This is a genomic window from Ideonella sp. (genome assembly GCF_041287625.1).
Classification (GTDB): domain Bacteria; phylum Pseudomonadota; class Gammaproteobacteria; order Burkholderiales; family Burkholderiaceae_C; genus Ideonella.
The window spans coordinates 54,291-77,155 of record NZ_JBGGNH010000021.1 but is presented as its reverse complement, the minus strand read 5'-3'; the positions used below and the strand labels follow the sequence as shown (position 1 = coordinate 77,155).

The 22,865-nt window shown below is 66.6% G+C and carries 25 protein-coding genes and 1 pseudogene; 16 read left to right on the top strand and 10 right to left on the bottom strand.

The genetic code is table 11. From position 1 onward, the window contains the following. Window positions 1–203: 203 nt before the first annotated feature. Window positions 204–611 (bottom strand): ACT domain-containing protein, encoded by a 408-nt coding sequence (locus tag ACAH41_RS08495; protein WP_325655927.1) that lies wholly within the window; start codon window positions 609–611, stop codon window positions 204–206. 257 nt (window positions 612–868) lie between these two features. Between ACAH41_RS08495 and ACAH41_RS08490 the strand changes: the two genes are divergently transcribed. Both ACAH41_RS08490 and ACAH41_RS08485 read left to right on the top strand, forming a co-directional pair. Further along, window positions 869–1,810, top strand: coding sequence for a fatty acid desaturase (locus ACAH41_RS08490; protein WP_325655926.1), 942 nt, complete (start codon window positions 869–871; stop codon window positions 1,808–1,810). Next, window positions 1,807–3,072, top strand: coding sequence for a hypothetical protein (locus ACAH41_RS08485; RefSeq protein WP_325655925.1), 1,266 nt, complete (start codon window positions 1,807–1,809; stop codon window positions 3,070–3,072). The genes ACAH41_RS08490 and ACAH41_RS08485 overlap by 4 nt, the downstream gene beginning before the upstream one ends. Here the strand turns inward: ACAH41_RS08485 and ACAH41_RS08480 are convergent. Further along, window positions 3,025–4,011 carry an HTH-type transcriptional regulator ArgP gene (locus ACAH41_RS08480; protein ID WP_141283968.1) on the bottom strand — a complete coding sequence of 329 codons (987 nt, stop codon included), beginning with the start codon at window positions 4,009–4,011 and terminating at the stop codon, window positions 3,025–3,027. The two genes, ACAH41_RS08485 and ACAH41_RS08480, sit on opposite strands and share 48 nt — an antisense overlap. A 736-nt stretch (window positions 4,012–4,747) precedes the next feature. Between ACAH41_RS08480 and ACAH41_RS08475 the strand changes: the two genes are divergently transcribed. Further along, on the top strand, window positions 4,748–5,059 hold the full coding sequence (locus ACAH41_RS08475; protein ID WP_141283966.1) for a hypothetical protein: 312 nt from the start codon (window positions 4,748–4,750) through the stop codon (window positions 5,057–5,059). Between the two features lie 225 nt (window positions 5,060–5,284). Here the strand turns inward: ACAH41_RS08475 and ACAH41_RS08470 are convergent, their stop codons facing one another. Further along, window positions 5,285–5,449, bottom strand: a complete 165-nt coding sequence (locus ACAH41_RS08470; RefSeq protein ID WP_141284053.1) for an AlpA family transcriptional regulator — start codon at window positions 5,447–5,449, stop codon at window positions 5,285–5,287. Window positions 5,450–5,820: 371 nt separating this feature from the next. Then, window positions 5,821–7,059 carry a site-specific integrase gene (locus ACAH41_RS08465; RefSeq protein ID WP_141283964.1) on the bottom strand — a complete coding sequence of 413 codons (1,239 nt, stop codon included), beginning with the start codon at window positions 7,057–7,059 and terminating at the stop codon, window positions 5,821–5,823. 259 nt (window positions 7,060–7,318) lie between these two features. Between ACAH41_RS08465 and ACAH41_RS08460 the strand changes: the two genes are divergently transcribed. From ACAH41_RS08460 to ACAH41_RS08420, 9 genes are all read left to right on the top strand, one after another. Continuing rightward, window positions 7,319–8,638: an integrase arm-type DNA-binding domain-containing protein gene (locus tag ACAH41_RS08460; RefSeq protein ID WP_325655924.1), complete on the top strand. Its 1,320-nt coding sequence runs from the start codon at window positions 7,319–7,321 to the stop codon at window positions 8,636–8,638. Then, window positions 8,638–9,153, top strand: a complete 516-nt coding sequence (locus ACAH41_RS08455; RefSeq protein WP_370538253.1) for a hypothetical protein — start codon at window positions 8,638–8,640, stop codon at window positions 9,151–9,153. The genes ACAH41_RS08460 and ACAH41_RS08455 overlap by 1 nt, the downstream gene beginning before the upstream one ends. A gap of 480 nt (window positions 9,154–9,633) precedes the next feature. Continuing rightward, window positions 9,634–9,846, top strand: a complete 213-nt coding sequence (locus ACAH41_RS08450; RefSeq protein ID WP_325655922.1) for a hypothetical protein — start codon at window positions 9,634–9,636, stop codon at window positions 9,844–9,846. A gap of 17 nt (window positions 9,847–9,863) precedes the next feature. Beyond that, the gene (locus ACAH41_RS08445) at window positions 9,864–10,472 is read left to right on the top strand and encodes a hypothetical protein (protein ID WP_325655921.1); all 609 of its coding nucleotides are present in this window, start codon (window positions 9,864–9,866) and stop codon (window positions 10,470–10,472) included. Between the two features lie 121 nt (window positions 10,473–10,593). Further along, the gene (locus tag ACAH41_RS08440) at window positions 10,594–10,830 is read left to right on the top strand and encodes a GntR family transcriptional regulator (RefSeq protein WP_370538252.1); all 237 of its coding nucleotides are present in this window, start codon (window positions 10,594–10,596) and stop codon (window positions 10,828–10,830) included. Between the two features lie 16 nt (window positions 10,831–10,846). After that, window positions 10,847–11,908, top strand: a complete 1,062-nt coding sequence (locus tag ACAH41_RS08435) for a hypothetical protein (RefSeq protein ID WP_325655920.1) — start codon at window positions 10,847–10,849, stop codon at window positions 11,906–11,908. Between the two features lie 154 nt (window positions 11,909–12,062). Beyond that, window positions 12,063–12,245, top strand: coding sequence for a DUF3606 domain-containing protein (locus tag ACAH41_RS08430; protein ID WP_325655919.1), 183 nt, complete (start codon window positions 12,063–12,065; stop codon window positions 12,243–12,245). Window positions 12,246–12,255: 10 nt separating this feature from the next. Next, window positions 12,256–14,838: a DNA ligase D gene (ligD, locus tag ACAH41_RS08425; protein ID WP_325655918.1), complete on the top strand. Its 2,583-nt coding sequence runs from the start codon at window positions 12,256–12,258 to the stop codon at window positions 14,836–14,838. Between the two features lie 19 nt (window positions 14,839–14,857). Then, window positions 14,858–15,406 (top strand): hypothetical protein, encoded by a 549-nt coding sequence (locus ACAH41_RS08420; protein WP_325655917.1) that lies wholly within the window; start codon window positions 14,858–14,860, stop codon window positions 15,404–15,406. A gap of 108 nt (window positions 15,407–15,514) precedes the next feature. Here the strand turns inward: ACAH41_RS08420 and ACAH41_RS08415 are convergent, their stop codons facing one another. From ACAH41_RS08415 to ACAH41_RS08400, 4 genes are all read right to left on the bottom strand, one after another. Continuing rightward, complete coding sequence (locus ACAH41_RS08415; protein ID WP_325655916.1) at window positions 15,515–16,045, bottom strand: isochorismatase family cysteine hydrolase; 531 nt, start codon at window positions 16,043–16,045, stop codon at window positions 15,515–15,517. Between the two features lie 64 nt (window positions 16,046–16,109). Next, a complete protein-coding gene (locus ACAH41_RS08410; protein ID WP_325655915.1) occupies window positions 16,110–16,634 on the bottom strand; it encodes a YetF domain-containing protein in 525 nt (174 codons plus the stop codon). A gap of 59 nt (window positions 16,635–16,693) precedes the next feature. Continuing rightward, complete coding sequence (locus ACAH41_RS08405) at window positions 16,694–17,428, bottom strand: UdgX family uracil-DNA binding protein (RefSeq protein ID WP_325655914.1); 735 nt, start codon at window positions 17,426–17,428, stop codon at window positions 16,694–16,696. Then, window positions 17,425–17,751: a DUF2934 domain-containing protein gene (locus ACAH41_RS08400; RefSeq protein WP_325655913.1), complete on the bottom strand. Its 327-nt coding sequence runs from the start codon at window positions 17,749–17,751 to the stop codon at window positions 17,425–17,427. Before ACAH41_RS08400 ends, ACAH41_RS08405 begins: the two co-directional genes overlap by 4 nt. A gap of 18 nt (window positions 17,752–17,769) precedes the next feature. On the opposite strand from ACAH41_RS08400, the pseudogene ACAH41_RS08395 reads away from it, so the two are divergent. From ACAH41_RS08395 to ACAH41_RS08385, 3 genes and pseudogenes are all read left to right on the top strand, one after another. After that, a pseudogene (locus tag ACAH41_RS08395) lies at window positions 17,770–18,053 on the top strand (metal ABC transporter permease); the annotation flags it as partial. A gap of 372 nt (window positions 18,054–18,425) precedes the next feature. Then, window positions 18,426–19,016, top strand: coding sequence for a response regulator (locus tag ACAH41_RS08390; protein ID WP_325656018.1), 591 nt, complete (start codon window positions 18,426–18,428; stop codon window positions 19,014–19,016). Between the two features lie 2 nt (window positions 19,017–19,018). Continuing rightward, the gene (locus ACAH41_RS08385; protein ID WP_325655912.1) at window positions 19,019–19,600 is read left to right on the top strand and encodes an HAD family hydrolase; all 582 of its coding nucleotides are present in this window, start codon (window positions 19,019–19,021) and stop codon (window positions 19,598–19,600) included. Window positions 19,601–19,733: 133 nt separating this feature from the next. Here the strand turns inward: ACAH41_RS08385 and ACAH41_RS08380 are convergent, their stop codons facing one another. Together ACAH41_RS08380 and ACAH41_RS08375 are read right to left on the bottom strand one after the other, a co-directional pair. Continuing rightward, window positions 19,734–20,153: a hypothetical protein gene (locus tag ACAH41_RS08380; RefSeq protein ID WP_325655911.1), complete on the bottom strand. Its 420-nt coding sequence runs from the start codon at window positions 20,151–20,153 to the stop codon at window positions 19,734–19,736. A gap of 157 nt (window positions 20,154–20,310) precedes the next feature. Further along, window positions 20,311–21,672, bottom strand: coding sequence for a DUF1254 domain-containing protein (locus ACAH41_RS08375; protein ID WP_370538251.1), 1,362 nt, complete (start codon window positions 21,670–21,672; stop codon window positions 20,311–20,313). A gap of 132 nt (window positions 21,673–21,804) precedes the next feature. Here ACAH41_RS08375 and ACAH41_RS08370 point away from each other — a divergent pair, with 132 nt between their 5' ends. Then, window positions 21,805–22,863 (top strand): ligase-associated DNA damage response exonuclease, encoded by a 1,059-nt coding sequence (locus ACAH41_RS08370; protein WP_325655909.1) that lies wholly within the window; start codon window positions 21,805–21,807, stop codon window positions 22,861–22,863. The last annotated feature ends 2 nt before the right edge of the window (window positions 22,864–22,865 follow it).

Sequence of the window (22,865 nt, the reverse complement as noted above, 5' to 3'; positions counted from 1 at the left end):
CTCCCAATGAATCCGGTACCTCTTCGTCCGACGGCCCGATCACGGCCTGGACGTTTCGAGAGCTACCGGGAGCGCAGCCTAGAAAGCAGCTGCAGTGCCTGTCAATGCATCAGGGCCGATTTCCGTAAATTTGTGGCAGCGTCAACTCTGCTAAACGACAGCCAAGCGTGCGGTGGTGAGCCCCAATCGAGCCTCAATCGAAATCAGGAGAGGTTGGCGTTCGCGGAGAGCTGGCGAAGAACTTCCATCGTTTCCGCAGCGCGCGCCTCCGGCACGAAGAGGTGGTCGTGGTGGAAGGCTGCTACGGCATTGCAGGCGATGCCCGCGTGCGCAAGTCGATCCGTGATACAGGCGAGAAAACCCACCGCATCGAGCGACGAGTGGACGGTGAGGGTGATGAGGCGACAGGGGAAGGTGTAGCGAACGCTGGCTGCCTCCGCCTGCGATTTGTCGATGATGGCGGTGAGCCCCTCAGCCTCCCGGAATGTGCAGATGGGATCGATGCCCTGCGGGAGTCGGAAGTCACTGAAGGTGCAAAAGACGAAGACGCCATCGGCAATGCTCGGCGTCATCTCTCGGCACAGGTCGTGCAGATCGCGAACTGCGTTCATCGTGATTTCCTCGAGCCTGCTTGGACCCACCACGGCCGAGATTATGACCATCCTCCAGCGCCGAAGGAACCCTCAATCAGACAGCGAGGCGGGAGATGAGCTCGGCTCCGGTTTAGCGTTCTTGACGTGAAGCGAAAGTTGCTAAACCGCGATCACCGGCAGCGGCGGCTTGGTACCTTGGGGTCGCGGCTGGGACGATCCTGTCGAGTGCGGGCCCTTTCCACGGCGCCCGTCGGCCGCGCTCAAGGAGGTCTGCCATGGCCACCCGCTCGGAAGTACTGTCCGACATCGCGCTGCTCCGGCAGTCCTTGCGTCGCGCCGGCAGCCCCCACTTGCCGCTGCTGAAGCTGGAGGGCTGGCGCCCGATCATGGACATCCTTGTCGATGTTGCAGCGATCTGTGCAGCGCTCGCTGTCGCGCTGCACGAACCCTGGACATCGTCGCTTGCACTGCTGGTCCTCGGCAATCGCCAGCGGGCGCTGGGCAACATCCTGCATGACGCTGCGCACCGTAACCTGATGCGCGATCAGGTGTTGAACGATCTGGTGACGTGGGCGTTGATCGCGCCTCTGCTTTTCGTGAGCCTTCCGCGCTATCGAGACTTGCACTTCCGCCACCATCTGGACCTCGGGGCGAAGGGCGCCGACCCCGACTTGATCCCGATTCCGCCGATGAAGGCTCGATCCTGGGTGTCGGCGGTGGCGGTCAACGCGCTGTCCGTGCGGGCGGTGCTGGGTTCCGCTTTCGGGCACTTGCTGGATAAAGGCGTTCCGCGCCGAGAGAGGCTGTACGTCCTCGCGTGGTGGGCGCTGCTCGTCGCAGCGCTCATTGCGGTGACCGGCGCCGGTGCGGCGCTCAGGATGCTTGCCCTCTGGCTGGCTGCCAGATGCACGGTTTTTCACCTGATCACCATCGTCCGGGAGATGTGCGATCACCATGGCCTGATGCCTGGCGGCGTGTTCAGCTTCACGCGCGACCTCAAGGCTACAGGACTGTGGTCGGCGCTCATCCATCCGCGGAACAATGCGTACCACCTGACCCACCATCTGTTGCCGGCCATCCCGTACTACCGGCTGCCCGACGCGCAGCGCCTCTTTGCGACGCTGCCCGAGTACCAGGAACGAGCCTGTGTGTGCGAGGCCTATTTCTCGGGTCCCGAGCGAGCGGTGGCTTCTTGGCAGCAGGAGCCGGCGCGATGACGGCACGGACGCTGGGCGCTCTTCAGGTCGGCGCACTCCTAATCTCGGCCAGTTACGGCACTGGCTTCCTGTTCGGTTCGGGCGAATACGCCCTGAGATTCGGCATGGCGGGTGCTGTCTACGGCGTTGCGACTGGGCTGGGGATGATTGCGATGGCTGCTGTCGCGGGCCGGCTGTGGCAGGCGGGTCTTTCGGTGTGGGACCTGCTTGGGGATCAGTGCGGGGAGCGCGTGCGACGACTGGTCGCACTGCTATCTGTCGTCTGGATGGCGGGCGTGCTGGCCGCGCAGATCCATGGCGCCGTCGCCGTCATCCGCCTATTGGGTGTCCGCGCCGTGCCAGCACATGCCGCCGCCATTGCGCTGATCTTCGCGGCGTCTCGCGTCGAGTTGCGCGCGGCTTCTGTCGTCTTCGCCGGTTGCCTCGCAGTCAGCGCGATGGTCCTCTTGTTTGCATTGGTCACGAGCGGCGGTGTTGACCTCTACATCGGATCATTGCCGGCATTCGCTCAGGCCTTGCCGTCGCTTGGCGTGGCGCAGACCTTCACGATCGCCATTGGCGTGGGCCTGCTCGTCTGCACCGGAGCGGACTACCACCAGTTCGTTCTTGCTGCGCGTGGACCAGGCGCAGCCATCTGTGGATGCCTGCTGGCTGGCGTGGGTCTGCTCTTCCTGGCCTTCCTGCCCCCTGCGGTCGTGCTGTCCACGATTGCCCAGCCCGGGTGGCCTGGCGTAGCGGATCCCAAGCAGGTCGTGCCGCAGGCGCTGTCTCTGGCGGCGAAGCATCTGGCGGTCGGTGCCGGCCCGACGATGCTTGGAGCGCTCGGCGTCGCAGCGCTGGGATCGGGGGGCGCGGTGCTTCGCGCCATGGTGTCAGCGTTGCAGGCAGCGGAGCCTCGCCATCTATCGGTGAGGCCTATTGTCCCGGCGGCCATCGCCATGGCCGTCTCAGCGACTTTGACGGCCAGCGGCTTGCCCATTGTGGACACGATGGTGTCGGTCAATGTGGTCTACATCGCCAGTGTCGGTGTCAGCCTTTATGGCTTTCTGCGGGGAAGGCATGGGCACAAGGTTGACGAAACCTGGGTGATCGCGACGGGCTTTCTTGTCGCGTCGGCTGTCTTCGTTGTGAGCTGGCTGGGTTTGCCAATTCCGAATCGCGAGCTTGTCTCGCTCCTTGCCGGATTGGCGTGCGCCGGCGTGGCGCGAGCCACGCTACATCGACGCGATGACCACCTCGCGTGCCCTGCGTCGCGCCGGTAGCGGAGACAGCGTCCGCTGCCGGCGTGGCTTGCCGGTCGGCCGGCGCGGTTGGATGAGGCACTTCGCCGCATGGCCAACGATCAAGTCGGTGATCTCCCTGGCGATGGGCGGCTCCATCTCCCAGTGATGCCAGAACAAGTCGACGTGCACAGGATCGCCCGGTGCCAGCTCTTGCAGCACCCCTTCCTGAAGCAGACGTTGGGCTTGGGTGGAGGGCGCCAACCCGTAGCCGGCACCCATGGCGATGCCTTCGAGCAGAGCGGACGGGGAGGGCAGGTAGTGGCGTGGATAGCGGTCGATGCGAACACCGAAGCGCCGTTGCAGGAATTCCGCATGCAGCGCGTCCTTGCGATTGAAATGGATCGCGGGCGCGCGCAACACGTTCGCGACCGTCAGACCGTCACCCAGAAACTCTGCCACGAAAGCTGGTGTCGCGTAGCAGCGGTACTCCATGGCTCCGAGAGGTTCTGCGACGAAGCCCGAGGCTGCCTTGGCATCAGTCGAGATGCAACCGACGACCTCGCCACGGCGCAAGCGTCCGGATGTGTGGTCCTGGTCATCGGTGACGACCTCAAGCGCGACGGCGCGCTGCGCGAAGAGGTCGCGCAGCAGCGGCATGAACCAGGTGGCCAGGGAGTCCGCGTTCACCGCAATTGCCAGCGGCACAGGGCCTTCTCCAACCGATGGGTTCAAGAGCTCGCGCAGAGAGGACGCCTCCAGCAGGCGCAGCGCCTTGACGTGACGCAACAGCACCTCGCCAGCAGGCGTCGGTGTGACGGGCTTGTCGCGCAGGAGAAGGATGGTCGCGAGCGACTCTTCGAGTGCCTTGATCCGTTGCGAGACGGCACCTCGCGTCACGTTCAAAAGCGTGGCTGCGCGCTCGAAGCTCTGTTGCTCGGCCACGCTCGCAAACGTCTCCAGTTGATCTCTGTCCAGCATGGCGCAATCTCCTGTCCGGACGACGCGCGAGGCGTACAGCCGTTCGCGGCCGCAGAGACGGTGGTCCCGTTGCCGTGGGCACTGGAAACGATCTGCGTCGATGCCGGGGTGCGCCATCGGGTCGCTCAGACTGACGTCGTTGCTGTTCAGGCGCCCCCCGTTTTTCCAAGCGAACCACATCGGGCGACGGGTGCTTGTCGGACCGCTTCGGAGTCGGCCTTGTTCAAGTCGCTATTGATGTCTACGGAGGGAGGTATTGTCCAGAGGCGTTACGTCACAAAGCGTAAATGCCAGCAATGGGCGCGCATGCTTCCGCACGCACGGAGACTGCGGTCTGCGCTACGGCCCAGGGCCTATGCTTGCCCGATCCCCTCGTCGCCATGCATTCGCCCATGCCTCGCCTCGCCGGTCGCCAGACATGCGGATCGTCGCGCCGCACGCGCAGCCGCAAGGGGCTTTCGCGGCATAAACGGCCTGCGCCCCGCTCACGCGGGTGCCCTCTGTTTATTCCACGGTCCCCTTGCCGCCGCGCTCGCAGGCGGCGCGCTTGATGCCGCACGGCGACCGACGAATGCGGGGCAAGCACCAGCTCGACAGCCTGGCTTTCTCCGAGGGACAACAGCCACAAGCGGCTCCCTCGGAACTTTGGGCAGGCAGGGAAGACAGGCCTGACTTCAATAGGCCGGTGGTTGTTGGCAGACGAGATCCGGGTTCTGCTCACTTTGGGAGAAACACGATGTTGATGATCCTTCAGCGCACGCCGCAGCCAGACGCCCGAGTCTGGCCGGGTCGACGCCTGCTCGCTTTTGCCGATGCCGTGGCTTGGCCGGTGGCGTGGGCGAACTTCGTTTTCGGTCTGCCGGCTCACCTGGGACTGGCGGGGCAATGCGTGTTGGCATATTGCGGCTTCGCGGCGATTCAGCGCGCCCATCAAGCGGTGGTCCAGAATCCTCGCTACCACTTCACGACATGGCGTTGGGGGCGCTGGGTGGTGCTCGTGCTCGCCTTCGGGTACGCGCTGAAACTTGCGACGCTGCTCACTGCGTAGCGGTCGTATGTGCCTCGCATCACCGCGTTGGCAGTGCTTGTGGGCGTCGGACCGGTTGGTCGTTGCACTGTGCCTTCACGCCATTGATTCACGGCATGACGCCGGGCTGCGGTGGTTGCACGGCAGGTGGTCGGCGATGCGGTGCTGAAATTGGCGCTGCCGGTGAGACCGTCAGATGCGACACGAAGCTGGCGGCCCGATGAAGGCCGCTGCGCGTTTCGCAGGTCAGTGCGCAACCAAAGGACGAGCTTCGCTCCACTGATCGAGGTCTGAACTCCTCCACGCAACTGCGCGAGGGCCAAGGCGCACCGGGCTCGGGAACTTGTGGTCCGCGATCAGTCGATAGATTGTCGACCGGCCGAGGCCTGTCATGCGCATGACAGTGGGCATCCGTAGAAAGACCGGCGTCACGGCCTCCGCGTGGCCACGCGATTGTTCGGAAGGGTTGGATTGCACAGGCGATCTCCGGTGAGAGGCATGTGCGCAACTCTAGGACGCGCGCGGGATCGGCGATGTGCTCGATTCGGGCTGCAATCCTGCTCGTTACCTGCTTCGCATCCAGGGCGGCACCATGGTCACCGCCCCTGGACTTGGTAGCGCGGATCTCGCCCCGGCGCCTGAACTGCATCACGAAGGAGCTGTTGGCCACCATCGCCCGCCAACTGCATTCGCAACGCGAAGTCGTGCGGCGTTTGCTCGTGAGCGACTGCTTGCCCGCCAGTTCCGCGCGGCCGTGGGCGAAAGCGCGGGCTTTGTGCCGATCAGCCGTTGGTCGATACCGTCGACTTGAGCCGGCTTGGCTTGCTGGAGCAGTGGTGTGCCCACTCGTCCATGAGCTTTCGCCGCTTTTCAAACAGATCGCCTCGGCGATATGCTGCTTCAACCTTGTCACCGATTGCGTGTGCGAGTGCCATTTCGGCGACCTCGCGGGACACGTCGGTAGCTTCCGCGCACCAGTCACGGAAGGTCGAACGAAACCCATGCGGAACCGCGCCAACCTGCATGCGTCGCATCACCGCGGTCAGAGTCATGTCCGAGAGTTGCTCTCCACGGGGCGAGGGGAAGAGCAGGACGGTGGAATCTTGCGGCAGTGGGTCTGGCAAGAGCCTCCAGGCCGCGTCCGATAGTGGCACTCTGTGTTCGCGCCCCGCCTTCATCCGCGTGGCCGGGATGTTCCAAACGCGGGTCTGAGGGTCAATTTCGCCGCTGGTCGCGCCACGGACTTCACCCGAGCGCGCTGCGGTGAGGATCAAGAAGGTGAGGGCGCGTGCGCCGGTGCCTTCTTGTCCTGCGAGCTTCTGCATGAAGTCGAGCATGCCCGTGAAGGGTATGGCCGCGTGATGCTCGACCTTTTTGACTTTGGTTGGTGCTGGCAGCAGTTGGTCCAAGTGCCCGCGCCAGCGTGCAGGGTTGTCGCCGTGCCGCAACTGACGAACCGTCGCCCAATCCAATATGGACTCGATGCGGCCCCTCACACGTGAAGCGGTCTCCGTGCGATCTCGCCAAATCGGTTCAAGGATCAACAGTAGGTGCCGCAACTCGACTTCGTGGATTGGCAACTTCCCGATCACAGGGCTCGCGTGAAGCCGAAGTGTGCTTTCCCATTGCGCCGCATGTTTGGCGTTCCTCCACGCATCACGATGCGCGGCGATGTAGGCCTCGGCGCATTTGTCGAAGCTCATTGCGCGCTGCTTTTTGACAAGCAGGAGAGTGCGTTCCCCATTGCGCTCGTCAATGGGATCCTTGCCCTGTGCCAAAAGGCGCCTGCAATCGGCAGCCTGTTGTCGTGCCTGCGCCAAGCTGACGTCACGAGCCGAACCAAGGCCCATCCATCGCGCACGCTGGCTATGGCTGTAACGGAACAGCCATGACCGCGTCACAGCGGTGTTCTTCGCGGTCAATTTGACCTGCAGATAGAGCCCGGCGCCGTCGGCGTAGTACCCAGGTTCGGCCTGACTCTGAACGGCGCGTGCCGACAGTCGGTGTATTGGGCTGGTCATTTCTCTACCTACAGATGTACCTACAGAGCGCGCCGCGCTTTGACAAGACGTCATGAAATCACTATGGACATGAGTGGAAGAAAAATCAAATGAAATCAATGGCCTAGATGAGGTGTCGGGATCTAGTGGGACGTCCTGAGATACCGGTTCGAAAGACTCCCTCTCCGCCAAGGATAGATTCGGTAAACGTCGTAGACGACCGCAGAATCCACGTAAGAGCCCCGCTAGCCGGGGCTTTTCCGTTTGTGGAGCGCCGCCGTTGTTCGTTGACAGTCGCGTTTTGCTGGGGGCATATTTGGGGGAACGGAGGCGCTTCGTGCCCCCAAAACTTCGAAAAGTCCCCCAGATGGCCCTGACCGACGCTGCCTGCAGAAACGCGAAATGCCCCGACGGCAGAGCCCGCGAAAGGTACTCGGACAGTGGTGGCCTGTACCTCGAAGTGCAGCCCCCGAAGGCAGATGGGTCAATCTCAAAGCACTGGCGCTGGAAGTACCGCTTCGGCGGCAAAGAGAAGCGGCTGGCGCTTGGCAGCTACCCCGACGTGTCGCTCAGCAAGGCGCGCAGTGAACGCGACAAGGCGCGCGACGTCTTGAAGGGCGGCAGCGATCCGGTGCAGGCCAAGAAGGACGCGAAGCTGGCAGACGCCGTGCGCATGGGCAACACCTTCGAGGCGGTGGCCCGCACGTGGTTTGACCACTGGAAGGGGCCGCGCTCGCCCAGGCATGCCGAGTACGTGATCCGACGCCTGGAAGCCGATGTGTTTTCGGTGCTGGGGGCGAAGCCGATCGTCGACATCACGGCGCCGCAGTTGCTGGCCATGGCCAAGAAGATCGAGGCCCGCGGCGCCCAGGACATCGCGCGCCGGTGCTGGCAGACCTGTGGCCAGGTCTTCGAATACGCGGTGGCCCACGGCGCCATTGAGCGCAACCCGTCGAAGGACGTGAAGCCCAGCGTGGCGCTGAAGCCGCGCGACAAGCAGCACTTCGCGCGGGTCGAGGGCAGGGAACTGCCCGAGCTGCTACGGAAGATCGAGGCCTATCCCGGCTCGCCCTACACGCGCTTCGCCCTTCAGCTGATGACGCTGACCTTCGTGCGCACCGGTGAGCTGATCGGCGCACGCTGGGAGGAGTTCGACCTGGACGCGGCCGAGTGGCGCATCCCTGCTGTGCGGATGAAGATGCGCACGTCGCACATCGTGCCGCTGTCGACCCAGGCCGTTGACATGCTTCGGTGTCTGAACGAGCTGCGCGGCCTCAGCGGTCTGCTGTTCCCCGGCGAGCGGGACCATGAGAAGTCCATGAGCAACGGCACGATCCTGGGCGCTCTGCGCCGCATGGGATACGCGGGCAAGATGACCGGCCACGGCTTCCGAGGCGTGGCCTCCACCGCGCTGCACGAGATGGGCTTCGACCACGCCCACATCGATCTGCAGTTGGCGCACATGGAGCGCGACGAAGTTTCTGCTGCCTACAACTTCGCCACCTACCTGCCGGCGCGCCGCAAGGTGATGCAGGCTTGGGCCAATCACCTCGATCAGCTGCGCCAGGGCGCCAATGTCGTGCCGTTGAGGGTCGCGTGATGGATCAGGCCAGGCTGACGGCGCTGCACGAGGCGGGGCATGCACTGGCCCACGTGAGGCTGCAGATTGACCAGATGCGGGCCAGCATCGTCCCCACCGATGAACTGCAGGGAGCGGTGTTGAGCAACTGCGACGTCTGGACTGCTGCCGGCGCGGAGGACATGGCCATTGCCGATTGCGCTGGCTGCGCGGCGTTGAAAGCGGTTGGTCAAGCTGATGACGCCGCCGCGCCAGGTTGTGACTCGGACTTCGAGAGCGCCGAGTCGCTCGCAGATGATTGGTCCCTCGAAGGCGGGCTGGAAGGCTGCAAATCCCGCGCTGTTGATCTGATGAGCCGGCCCGAAAATCTGACTGCGGTCGCGCTCATCGCCGAGCATCTATTGATGCACCTCACTCTCGACGCGGAATACACGCAGGTGCTGGTCGATGTCGCGGACGGTGAAACCACCGAAGAGGAATTCGAGCGTTACCTGTCGATGCGAGGCCACGCGCCGCCGTTCAAGGCTGCGGGATGAGCGGAGGGGGAAGTCTCCCTTTGCCCAGGCCGTGAGCACAGGGTCGGCGCGAACCCACAGCCCGCCATGCTGGGCGCGAGCCTCGGTCTGCGGCTTGTGCAGCAGTGAGCCTCGCTACGCGTACCCCTCGTAGAGCCAGGCCATGCCGACAGCGCAACTGCGCAGCGCTGGTAACTTCGTGCCGACATTCGGAGTCGGGCGGCGACGACTCTACCGCCGCCGAAATGTGCCCATCTACAAGGCGTATGGGAACGAAAATCCTTATAAGGACTTGAGACGCAATTGGCGATTCCTATTGAGTCGTATGGGTTGCAGTGCGTCATTCCCGGTACATTTCCGGTAATTGACGAAGCCGTCAATATGCTCGAATCAGTGAAGTCCTACGAACGACAAGTCGTTTCGAAGACCAAACCAGACGAGCGTCGGCTCAACTTGTGAAGGTTGCTGCCGAGAACTTGTGAATCGAAAGAAGGAGCCGCGATGTCAGACCTTACGCCCAAGCCAGTGAAAGCTCATGTGCCGGGTCTGAATCGGGTCCATGTTCCAGGCGAGCCCGTGCGGCTGTCGGACGATGACGTGGTCGAGCTCAAGGCACTTGGACGAAGGGACATCGCGTTCCGCAATCGCATTCTGATGGCGGCAGGGGTGCTGGACAGCAACGGGCATCTGACACCAGCGTTCGCCAAAAAGTGAGCGTTGGCTGCTGGGACTTGTACAAGGCCCAGCCGGCCTTCGTGCTTGGCTTTCACGGATGTGAAGAGCAGGTTGGGTTAGATGCCATTCAGGGCAACCACTTGGCGCCGAGCGTAAACCCGTGGGACTGGCTCGGCAATGGCATGTACTTTTGGGAGGGCAGCCCCCAGCGAGCGGAAGAGTGGGCGGTAAGCGTCAAGAAGGCCACGCCTTTCGTGCTGGGCGCGATTATCGATCTGGGGCGTTGTCTCAACTTGGCCGACATGGCCACGGTCGATGAGTTGAAGCGGGCACATGCCTGGCTCAAGGACATGACCGAAGCTGCGGGTGGCACGTTGCCGACCAATCGAGATCGCAAGAAGGACGAGGATGGCGACCTCGTGATCCGCGAGCTTGATGCCGCGGTGTTCACCGCGCTTCACCTTCTCCGGGAAAACAACGGGCTCGAGCGTTACCAAACCGTGCGGGGCCCGTTTCTCGAAGGCAAGCCCATCTACGACGGTGCTGGCATTCGCGAAAAGAGTCACATCCAGATTGCGGTGCTCGACCCAGCCTGCGTCAAAGGCTACTTCAAGCCATTCAAGATCGAACTGGCCTCCCAACAGGTGGTGGCCGAGAGGTCCTGATCACCTGCACTGGGGCACGTTCTAGGGCGCGGTGCGCAGAGGCGTCCCCTGCATTTCCCGTCGCACCCAGCACACAGCACTGACTCCGGTCCCGTTCAGGAAGGTTTCCTGGCTGGGAGGCATGGTTGCCGGAGGCGATTTCGCCTCACTCGAACATCTTGCTTTGCCACACGTCCACACGTTGGGGCAGCGGGTGCCGCCGGAGCGCGAGTTAGCACTGCAGCCGGGTGTCTCGCATCCGTCCCTGCGCGAGGCCCTGATGCCGCTCGAAACCGGATCGGCCGGTCCGCCGCCTCGGCACATGCATTGCCCAAGCACGAGACTGGAATCATGCCGATTCCAGTTCTTGTGCAACTGATACAGAGGGCAAGAGCATGATGCAACGCAACAACCCCGGCCAGCAGTGGCAGGATGACGGCGATTCGCAGTGGTCGCGGCAAGCAGGCGGGCTTCGGCAACAGGATCAGTCCCACGGCCAAGGCAGCAGCGGCGGCCAGCAGGGCGGCAGCCAGGACGCCGGCCGCGACCGTGGCGGCCAGCAGGCTTTCGATCAAGGTGGCCGCCACCAGCAAGGCGGCAACTGGCAGGGCCCTGGTGGCAGCAGGAGCCAGCAGCAAGGCGGGCCTTACGGTCACGAGGGCGGCCCGGGTCCGATGGGCCGGGATGCCGGCTCGGTCGGCTACCCGACCGGCCGCAGTGGCTACGGCGGTGGCTACGAAGGCATTGGGCGCTACGACGACCCCAGCGGCTACGGCATGGGCCGCGACGAACGCGAAGACGCATACGGCCAGGCACGGGCCTGGCAAGGTTCGCAGGACTGGACCCGCGGCGGCCAGGAGAGCGAGCTGGACTGGGACCGCAACCGCGACGCCGCCCGCAGTCGGGCCTACGGCCGCGGCGGCCCGCGTGGTGGGGGCGGTTACGGCTACGACGCCACCATGCGCCACCGCCAGGGCGAAGACGGCGAGACCATGGGCGCGCCGTCCGAGTTGGGCCGCTGGGGCCAACCTCTGGGCCGCGGCCCGGGCGGTTGGGACCGCGAGGGCGGGGCGGACCGCGACTGGTCGCGCAGCGATCCGCATTACCACCAGTGGCGCAGCGAACAGATGCGCCAGCTCGACGACGACTACCGCGCCTGGCAGCAGGAGCGCTACCAGAAGTTCTCCGAAGATTTCGGCCAGTGGCGCAACCGGCGCGGCCAAGGTGGTGGCGTGTCCCAGGTCGAGGCACAGCCCGGCAACGGCAACCCCGGCTCGACCAACGGCCAGCGCCAGGGCAGCACGGTCGCCGGAGAGACGGGCTCGCTGGCCAGCAGCGGTGCCGGCAGCAGCGGCAGCAGTTCGGGCCAGGGCGCCAACGCAGGCTCGGGCGGCGCGGCCGCCGGCAGTACCGCAGGCAGCAGCAGCACCGGCAGCGGCAGCCCCAAGCCGAAATGATCCATCGCGGGTGAGCGCGTGAGGCCGTGAGCGTGGCCCACGCGCCTGCGCCGCACGGCGCTCTCGATCACAGGCCTGGCAGCGTTTGGGCGCCGGGTCGGGCGCGCCGATTGCTGGCGACGCGTGACCCTGTTGCTGTCTTGAGGAGAACGACATGCCCGACGACAAGCTGAAGACCGGCCGCCAGGACCGCTTGCGCATCAACTCCCTGGAGGACCACGAGGTCCGCGCCTGGGCGAAGAAGCCCGGCGTCGGCACCGAAGCGTTGAAGGCCGCGGCGAAGGCTGTCGGTTCGATGGCGGCGGATGTCGGGGCGTACCTCACATCGCACGCGTGAGGATGCGGCCATGAGCACCGCGGCCACCGGGAAGCTGGCCGCGTACAAGGCCAAGCGCAACTTCTCCATCACCGGCGAGCCGGCCGAAGGCGGCGTCGAAGGGGTCGACGCGCTGAGCTTCGTCGTGCAGAAGCACTGGGCGACGCGGCTTCACTACGACTTCCGCATCGAGTTGGACGGCGTGATGCTGTCCTGGGCCGTGCCCAAGGGTCCGAGCTACGACAGCCACGACAAGCGCCTGGCGGCGCACGTCGAGGACCACCCGATCTCGTATTCCAGCTTCGAGGGCACCATCCCCGCGGGGCAATACGGTGCGGGCAAGGTCATCGTCTGGGACGAGGGCACCTGGCATCCCGTCGGGGACTCGCACGCTGCGCTTCGCGCCGGGAACCTGAAGTTCGAGCTGCGCGGCCACAAGCTCAAGGGCAAGTGGGCGCTGATCCGCATGAAGGGCCGCGGCGAGAAGCAGGAGCCTTGGCTGCTGATCAAGGAGAAGGATGAATACGTGCGGCCCGCCTCGGAGTTCAGCGTGGTCGACGAGTTTCCCGACAGCGTCAAAAGCCTGCAAGAACCGCCGCCCAAAAAGACGGCCGTCAGGAAGGCACCGGCCAAGCGTGCCGCAAAACGCGGCGCCGGGGCCGCACCGCTGCATCCCGGTGCCAAGCCCGCCGCCGCGCTGCCCAAGACCTTCTCGCCGCAGCTCGCCACGCTGGTCGACGCGCCGCCCGGCGACCCTTCGGATTGGGTCTACGAGATCAAGTTCGATGGCTACCGGCTGCTCGCGCGCATTGACGCTGGCGATGTGCAGCTGCACACCCGCAATGGCAACGACTGGACGGCCAAGCTCAAGCCGCTGCAGGCCGAGATCGCGCGCATGAAGCTGCCCGATGGCTGGTACGACGGCGAGATCGTCGTGCTCAACGACAAGGGCGTGCCGGACTTTGGCGCGCTGCAGACCGCGTTCGATGCCGCACGCCCCAAGCCCATCGTCTACTTCGTGTTCGACGTCCCGTTCATGGGCGGCTTCGACCTGCGCGAGGTGCCGCTGGACGACCGCCGCGCGGCACTGCGCACGGCGCTCGCCACGCGCCCGTCCGAGCACGTGAAGTTCAGCGAGGCCTTCGATGCGCCGCCCGGCAGCGTCGTGGCCTCCGCCTGCCGCCTCGGCCTGGAAGGCGTGATCGCCAAGCGCCGCGACGCGGCCTATCGGTCCACGCGTTCATCGGACTGGATCAAGCTCAAGTGCAGTCACCGCCAGGAATTCGTGATCGGCGGCTGGACCGATCCGAAGGCCTCGCGCACCGGCATCGGCTCGCTGCTGCTGGGTGTGTACGAGGGCGGGAAGCTCCGCTATGCAGGCAACGTGGGCACCGGCTTCGACACCAGGACGCTGTCGTCCACCCGCGCCAAGCTCGACGGTGTCGCGTCGGATGCCAATCCCTTCGCCAAGGGTGACGCCATTCCCGGCAAGCCGCACTGGGTCCGGCCCGAACTGGTGGCCGAGGTCACCTTCGGGGAATGGACCAGCGCCGGCCACATCCGGCACTCGGTGTTCCACGCGCTGCGGCTGGACAAGGACGCCAAGGCCATCGTGCGCGAAAAGGCCAAGTCGGCGCCGCGCGGGGCCAAGGCCCAAAGCCCCGCGAAGGCGGCGCCACTGGCGGCCAAGGCCACGCAGGAGACGCGGGAAGCGCCGGTCTCGCATGCGCTGAACACCAAGCTGCGCATCACCCACCCCGAGCGGGTGATCGACGCCTCGACCGGCATCACCAAGGTCGAGCTGATCCGCTACTACGGCCTGGTCGGCCGGCTGATGATGGACCACCTGCGCAAGCGCCCGGTGTCGCTGGTGCGCGCACCGGCCGGCGTGGCCGGCCAGGTCTTTTTCCAGAAGCATGCCGAAGTGGAGAAGCTGCCCGGCGTGGTCCAGCTCGACGCCTCGCTGGACGCCGATCATCCGCCGATGCTCGAAGTGGCCACGGCCGATGGCCTGCTCGCGGCTGCGCAGTGGAACGTGGTCGAGTTCCACACGCAGAACGCGCTGGCCGGCGACTACGAACACCCGGACCGCATCGTCTTCGACCTCGACCCCGGGGAGGGCGTGGACTGGTCGATGATCAAGCAGGCGGCGGAACTGATGCGCGCCTTCCTTGGCGACCTGGGCCTCGGCCCGTTCCTGAAGACCAGCGGCGGCAAGGGCCTGCATGTGGTGGTGCCGCTGAAACCCAAGGCGGACTGGGACCGCGCCAAGGCCTTCTCCAAGGCGGTGGTCGACCATGTGGCGCGCACGATTCCGCAAATGTTCGTGAGCAAGTCCGGCGGCAGGAACCGCGTCGGCAAGATCTTCATCGACTACCTGCGCAACGGCCGCGGCTCGACCACCGCCTGCGCCTGGTCGGCCCGCTCGCGTCCGGGCATGGGCATCTCGGTGCCGGTGGCCTGGGAGGAACTCGCCAAGCTGCGTGGCGGCGACCACTGGACCATCCGCTCGGTGCAGGCGCGCCTGGATGTGGGCAACGACGCCTGGAAGGGCTACGCGAAGGCAGCCAGGACGCTCGACGCAGCGGCAAAGGCGCTCGGGTTCAAGCTTTGAAGCGGCGCGAAGGACGGGCATGGTTCGCAAAGTCATGTTGATCCGGCATGGGGAGAAGCCTTCGGAAGATGGCGTGCAGTTCGGCGTGGGGCCGCGCGGGCAGGCCGACGACAACGGGCTCAGCGTCAGGGGCTGGCAGCGGGCTGGTGCGCTGGTGCGACTTTTTTCGCCTCTGAGCGGCCAGGCCATCCGCGCCGGCTTGGCTGTGCCCAGCGCCTTGTTCGCACCCGCGACTGTTCCGTCAGGGAGCGAACGGCCTCGGCTAACCCTGCTTCCGCTGGCGGAGATGCTGTCCATGCCGATTCGCAGCCATGTGGCCAAGGGTGATGAAGCCAGCTTGGCTGAACTGGCGCGAACGACGGATGGTGTGGTTCTGGTGTGCTGGTCGCACCAAGGCCTGTCTGCCATTGCTCGGGATCTGGTTGGGGGCGATCAATGGGTGCCCTCCCGGTGGCCTGCGGACCGGTTCGACATGGTGTGGATCATCGATTTCGATCAAGGCCGGACCCGATTCACCCAGGTGCCTCAATGCCTTTTGGCCGGTGACTCGGCAGCGGCCATCGTCTAGCTGTGACGTGTCAACGGCTTCGACATCAGTCGAAGCCGTTGGCCAGTGCCGTTCGCCGCAGGCCGTCACCAGGGCAGCGCCGAGCAGTGCCCGAGGACTTCGCTCATGTCATGGGTGCGCCGGGCTCGAAGCCGCGATGTCGGCCTTCAGGACGCGCGCCATTTGCTGCAGTGCGGCTTGGCGCGCCTCTTCGGTTTCCGCCGCCACGCAGTCGCTCGGCACCCAGATCGACAAGCCGCGCAAATACGCATCCATCGCGGTGAAGAGCACGCAGCTGTCGGCGGCCAAACCCGCAATGACCAAACGTTTGCACCGAAGCTCTTCCAGCAGCAGTCCCAGCGGTGTGGCATAGAAGGCGGAGTGCCGAGGCTTGAGGATGGTGTAGTCCTGCCGGCGAGGCTTCAGGCGCCGGGCGATCTCGGCGGCCTCTGCGCCCGCGGCGTGGCAACGCCGCCAGATCTCGGGGAAGTCGGCCCGCCAGACGCCGTAGTTGTCGTTTGCGTACACGGTCGCGCAGCCGCCCTTGGACATCTGCCTTCGCAGCGCGGCCGCGGCCCGGGCTGCGAGCACCGCTGGCGGCCGAATGGCCTCGGCACCGGGGAAGTCCAAGGGGTTGATGAAGTCGACCAGCAGCAGCACGGTGTCGCTGGCGTCGAGTCCGCTGCGTTGGATGCGCTGAGGGCGCGTCATGGCCATCTCCGCGCTACGTCGGCAGGTCCCTGGGCCGCTGCAAGCGCCGGCCGTCCCGACGGATGACGCTGATTTCGCCGTCGCCCTCCATCAGCGCCGATCGGACCTCGGCCACCGAATCCACGCCCTGCTTTCTGAGCTCCGACATCAGGTCGTCCACCGTCAGGTACTCCTTGCGAAGGTTGCGCCGAAGGATTCGGCCATTCCTCACCAGCAGCAACGGGGACGCTTCCAGCAGTCGATGGACGGCATCGAAGTGAAACGCCGCCCAGTCGAGCACCCAGTTCCACCCGACGATGGTGCCGACCAACACCATGCCGTCCGCCACGGTCTTGTATTCGGCGGCCATCGCGTTCTGCGAGGCATCGGCCACCAGGACCAGCAGCAGCACGTCTGAAATGGCGATGGAGCCCACGTCTCGCCTCAGCACAAACCGAAAGATCACGAACAGGAACACGTAAATCGCGCTGCCGCGGATCATCAGTTCGATTGGCGACATCGAGAACGTGAAGAGGTCGCGAAGATCGGACAGGCTCATCTCGAATCAAATTCAAAAGACACGACAGACGTGCTTTGGCAAAGCGCGTTCCATGACGCTCAGTCCGGCACCCTGTCGGCCCTGCGCAGGTCGGCCAGCCAGGCGGCAAAGGCAGCGTCCCGCTGCTCGGGCTCACCGCGCAGCAACGCCGAAGGATGCAAGGTGATCAGCACCGGAATGTTGTCCACGGCGCGGCGGTGCCAGTGGCCGCGTTCGCGCATCACCGAAGGCACGGCGGAGGCTGGCCCGCTGCCACGCAGCAATGCACGCGTGGCCATCGCGCCCAGCGCAATGATGGCCGGCGGATGGAGCAGCGCGATTTCTGCTTCCAGCCAATGCTGACAGGCCAGCGCTTCCAGCACCGACGCGCTCTTGTGCAGCCGCCGCTTGCCGCGCAGCTCGAATTTGAAATGCTTCACGGCATTGGTGATGTAGAGCTCCTCGCGCTGCCAGCCCAGCTGTGCCAGCGCCCGGTCCAGCAGCCGCCCGGCCGGCCCGACGAACGGCCGGCCCGCCTGATCTTCCTGCTCGCCCGGCTGCTCGCCCACCAGCATCACCCGCGGGCGGCTGGGTCCTTCGCCAAACACGGTCTGCGTGGCATGCAGGTAGAGCGGGCAGTCTTGGCATTGGTGTGCCGTGTGGCGCAGCGCGGCGAGCTGATCCGCGTCGGCCCGGCCGACCGCGGTGGCATCCCGTGCGGGACGAGGCGACGCGCCCGGGGCGCGGCGCTCGGTCGGCGATGGAGCCATCGGATGGTCCCTGCAGGCTGCATGCCTCGGATCGGGCCGATTCAACCCGCGGCGCGCTTTGCCGCTTCGCCGTTCAGCTCGGCGTCAATCTCGGCTTCTGCGGCCAGCCAGTCCTGCAGCGCCAGGCCGGGCGCCCTTCCGCGGGCTTCGTACCGGGCGTGGGCCGCGAACGCAATGCGGGCTTCCCGGTCGGGAGGGTGAGCCTGCGTGGGAAAGGGAAAGGCACCTTCGTTGCCGTCACCGCCCCCGGAGGCATGGACTTCGCTCGCCGCATCGTTCGCTTGCGCACTGCCAACAGGCTGTTTCGATGGTTGCAAGGTCCAGTCCTTGTCGTCATGCTGCCCCGCGATTTCCTGTTCGGCGTGCATCGCCGCGCTGGGCGAGATCGGGTCACTGGCGGGGAAGGTGCCCGCGCCTTTGTCAAGAACCCGCCGCTGATGATCTTCGACGAAGCCACCTCGGCGCTGGACACGCGGGCCGAACGGGCGATCCAGCAGCAGCTGGACCAGATCGCCAAGGGCCGCACCACGCTGGTCATCGCGCACCGGCTGCCGACCAGATCGTCGTGATGGACCGCGGGCGCATCGTCGAACGTGGCCGGCACGACGACCTGCTGGCCGCGCAAGGCCTGTACGCCCAGCTGTGGACACTGCAGCGCGAGCAGCAGGCCTTCGAGCGCCTGGAGCGGCGCCTGGCGCGCCAGCCGGTCAACTTGGCGGTGCTGCTGGCCGGCGCACTCGACACGCTGCGTGCGGCGGTGGACGCCCGCAGCGTGAGCCTTTATTCGGATGTGGACCTGGGCAGCGGCCTGGTCGATGGCGATCCGTTGGCGCTGGCGCAGGTGGTCCAGGCGCTGTGCCAGACGGCGCTGGACGCGACACCGGATGGCGGCCGCATCGCGGTGGCGCTGGCGCGCGAGGGCGTGGAGGCCTGCCTCACGGTGACCGACGGCCGCCATGCCGGCGAGGCGCCGCTGCCGGGCGGTCCCGGCAGTGCCGGCGCGCTGGCCGAGCCGCCGGCCGATCCGCTGGCACTGCGCTCGATGGTCGAGCGCCAGGGCGGCCGGCTGACCATCGAGCCGCCGGCCGCGCACCGCGGCATGCGTTACCGGATCACGCTGCCGCTGCGTGCGGTCGACCCGGCAGCGGCGCCCAGCCCCGAAGTGGCAGCAAACGGCGAAGCCGCGGCGCCACCCGAGCCCTGGCGCGAAGACGCGCTGGCCGGGCAACGCGTGCTGGTGGTGGACGACCTGGCCGACGCGCGGGATTCGCTGGCGCTGCTGCTGGAGACTGCTGGGGCGCAGGTCGTGAGCTTCGGCAGCGGCCACGAAGCGATCGACTGGTTGACCGCGCGCCCGACCAATGAATGGCCGCAGTTGCTGGTCTGCGACCTGCTGCTTGGCGACCAGGAGGACGGCCACACGGTGATGCAGGCGATCCGCCAGCTGGAGGCCAGGCGGGGGGTGGACCTGGCGCAGCGCATGCCGGCGCTGGCGCTCAGTGGCCTGGCCCGGCCGGAGGGCCGGCTGCGCGCGATGCTGGCCGGCTTCCAGTCGCACCTGGGCAAGCCGGTCGGCGGCGCGCAGCTGATCGAGACCCTGCGCCGGCTGGCCGGCCGGGAAGTGGCGGCCTGAACATGGCGGTCTTGCGGCGGGCGGTGTTCCTGGACAAGGACGGCAGGCTGGTCGAGGACGTGCCCTACAACGTCGACCCGGCGCTGCTGCGCTTCACGCCGCAGGCTTGCGAGGCCCTGCAGCAGCTCGCCGCAGCGGGCTGGCTGCTGGTCGTCGTCAGCAACCAGTCCGGCCTGGCGCTGGGCCGCTTCAACCCCGAGCAATGGGCGCGGCTGCAGCAGGCGCTGTGCGACAAGCTGCAGGCCGAAGCCGGCATCACGCTGGCCGGCTTCTACGCCTGCCCGCACAAGCCGGCGGCCCCTGGCGAAACCGGCTGCAGCTGCCGCAAGCCGCAGCCCGGCATGCTGCACGCGGCTGCCGAGGCGCTGCAGATCGACCTCGCCGCCTCGTGGATGGTGGGCGACATCCTCGATGACGTGGAGGCCGGCCGCCGCGCCGGCTGCCGCAGCGTGCTGCTGGACCGCGGCGGCGAGACCGAGTGGCGCATGACGCCCGAACGCGAGCCGCACCACCGCTGCCAGACGCTGCTCGATGCGGCCGCGCACATCCTTGCAGGGTCAGGGCTCGGCCGGCCGCGGTTGTAACCAACTCCTCAGCAATGCGCCAACCCTGGCAGCAGCAAGCCCGCGTGGCCGCCAAACGCGGCCGTCAAGAAGCCAGGCGTAAAAAAGGGCCGTCTCCCCTCGGAGGCGGCCCTGAGCATCAAGACGGCTGGGTTCAGCGGCCGATCACGCTCGGTGCGCTGCCGGTGGGCGCGAGGGTGCCGCGCAGCACCGGGCTCCAGGTGCCCTGGTTGAGCACCACGCCTTGCCAGTCATACACGGTCCAGGTCCTGTCGTCCTTGATCCACCAGGTCACTTCCTTGCCGCTGGGCATCAGCATCGCCGCGCCGCTGCTGCCCAGCACGTAGCCGATGCGGGCGCTGGTGCCGGCGCGAACCTGCGCGCCGCCGGTGGTGAGGGCGGTGCCATTGCAGTCCGCGTTTTGCCAGGTGCCGGCGGCACCGGTCTGGCCTTCGGTGGTGAGGTCGGTGAAGCTGTCGCAATAGCCATCCAGCGAGATGGCCGAGTTGACGAAAGCGTGCGCCATGCCCATCGAAGCCAGCAGTGCACTGGCGGCCATGATTTTTTTGTACATCGTCGAAGCTTCCGGGTTAGGGTGTAAAAGTTGCCTGGGCACATACCTGTTTTTCTCATGAAGCAGGTCTGCTTGCCCTGGCGGCTGCATGAACCGTTTGCGCCTGTGCGGCACGCAACCCTGAGGGCAATCCACGTGCCCACGGCGGCCCAGGGCCTCAATCCACCCGCTGCACCGCCGGCATCTGGAAGCGCCCGTCCAGCACTTCGGCCCGCGGCTGGTAGGCCCGCATCACCAGCATGAACGGGCCGGCCGGCGCAGGCAGCCAGTTGGCCGTGGCGTCGGCCGGCTGGCTGTTGCTGACTTCGATCACCACGCTGCCGTCAGCGCCTCGCTTCAGGCCCGGCGTGCGGTCGCCCAGCGTGTAGCGCTTGAGCGGGTTGTCGGTGAAGAACAGCCGGCCGTCGGGCTCTTCCTGGTACATCGAGAGCGACCAGAAGCCGTCCACCGGCATGCCGCCGGCCGGCAAGCTCAGGCGATAGCGGTGCTGGCCGCTCAGCGGTTCGCCGCGGCCGTCCACCTTCACCGTGGCGTTGCTGTCCTCCGGCGGGATCAAGGCCAGCAGACCGGTCAGCGCCACGTCTGCTCGGTAGCGGTAGTCGGTGCCGAAGTCGCCCAGGGTGTCCAGCGGCTTGGTCCAGCCGCCGGGCTGCGGCTTGCCCAGGCTGGCATTGCGCTTGAGTTCGGCGAGCAGGCCGGGCAGCTCGGTGGCCCAGCGCTGCTGGACTTCGGGCGACAGCTGGCTCCAGCGGCAGCGGCTGCCGCAGATGCCGATGGCGGCCCAGGCGTCCAGCTTCGCCTGCTCGTAGGCGGGCGGCGGGTTGCGCGCCAGCATCTCGTTGACCATCTCCAGGTAGCGCCGCGCGGCGGCCATGGGGCTGGTGTCGCTGGCCGGCACCAGCGGCGCACTGATCCACAGCGGCTGCGCAGGCGCCTCGGCCAGCGGCGCCAGCTTCAGCTGGTCCTGCAGCGCATGCACGGCGGGCATGTCGGCCGGCCCATCCACCAGCATGCGCGACAGCAGCAGCACGTCGTTGGTCGTGCTCTGCACCACCTGCTGGCCTTCGGGCAGCGGGCCTTGCCAGCGCGGGCCGACCAGCAGCACCTCGCGCGCCCGCGTGCCGCCGGTGCGGCGGCCCAGCACGGCGACGTTGTTGGTGTACATGTCCAGCACCGCCACCGAGTAGTAACGGCCCTGGGTATCGGGCAGCGACAGCCGCACCGGCCCGTTGGCCAGGTCCAGCCAGGCCAGCGAATACAGCGTGTCGTTGTTCGGCGCGGTGACGCGCCGGTCGGCCGGGCCCAGCAATGCGCGCATGTGGATCCACTGGTTCAGCCGGAATTCGGTCGGTGTCTGCCCGTCGCCCAGGCGGCTCAGCCGCAGCTTGGCCAGTTCCTGCAGCGGGAAGCTGTAGTCGAAGGCCGGCTTGAGCGGCGGCTCGGCCGGTGGTGCGGCTTGGGCCAGCGTGAAGACGCTCAGCAAAAGTGCGGTGGACGAGGCGATGTTGAAACGTGGCATGGGCTTCCCTGGTGTTCCTTGTGACCACCATCGTAGGCGGCGCGCGCAGGCTCGCAAAACACCTACTGTGAAGGGGGTGCGAGTCGGCCTGCGCTGACACGCAGGCCGCGTGCTGCGTGCTAGCGTCAGGTCATGGACTTGGTTGTCGCCCGTCCCGAGGGCCTGTATTGCCCACCCGGCGATTTCTACATCGACCCCTGGCGGCCGGTGGCGCGGGCCATCATCACGCACGCGCATTCGGACCATGCGCGCGTGGGCCACGGCCACTACCTGGCGCATGCGGCCAGCGCCGGCGTGCTGCGCGGGAGGCTGGGTGAGATCGAGCTGCAGACGCTCGATTACGGCGAGCTCGTCACGCAGCAAGGCGTGCGCATCTCGCTGCACCCGGCGGGGCATGTGCTGGGCTCTGCGCAGGTGCGCATCGAGTGGCAGGGCGAGGTCTGGGTCGCGTCGGGTGACTACAAGGTCGAGGCCGACCCGACCTGCACGCCGTTCGAGGCGGTGCGCTGCCACACCTTCATCACCGAATCGACCTTCGGCCTGCCGATCTACCGCTGGCCCACCCCTGCGCAGCTGATGGCCGAGGTGCAGCAATGGTGGGCCGACAACGCCGCAGCCGGCCGCCCCAGCGTGGTCGGCGCTTATGCCTTCGGCAAGGCGCAGCGGCTGCTCGCCGGGCTGGACACGTCGACCGGGCCGCTGGTGGTGCACGGCGCGGTCGAGGCGGTCAACCAGTCCTACCGTGCGGCCGGCGTGGCGCTGCCCGAGACGCGGCTGGCAACGGACTGTTCGGCCACCGAGCTGAAGCGTGCGCTGGTAGTGGCGCCGCCGTCTGCGCTGGGCTCGGCCTGGATGCGGCGGTTCCCGAATGCCTCGGACGCGTTTGCCAGCGGCTGGATGCTGGTGCGCGGCGCGCGGCGGCGGCGTGGCGTGGACCGCGGCTTCGTGATGTCGGACCACGCGGACTGGCCCGGGCTGCAAAGCGCGATTCGTGCGACCGGTGCGCAGCGGGTCATCGTGACGCACGGCAGCGTGCCGGTGATGGTGCGCTGGTTGACCGAACAGGGCTTGCAGGCCGAAGCTTTCAGCACCGAATACGAAGGCGAGGGCGGCAGTGAGGCAGACCCGGAACTCACGCCGCCCGCAGCCGAAAGCGGCGCAGCCACGCCGACACCAGAGCCCGACGCGTGAAA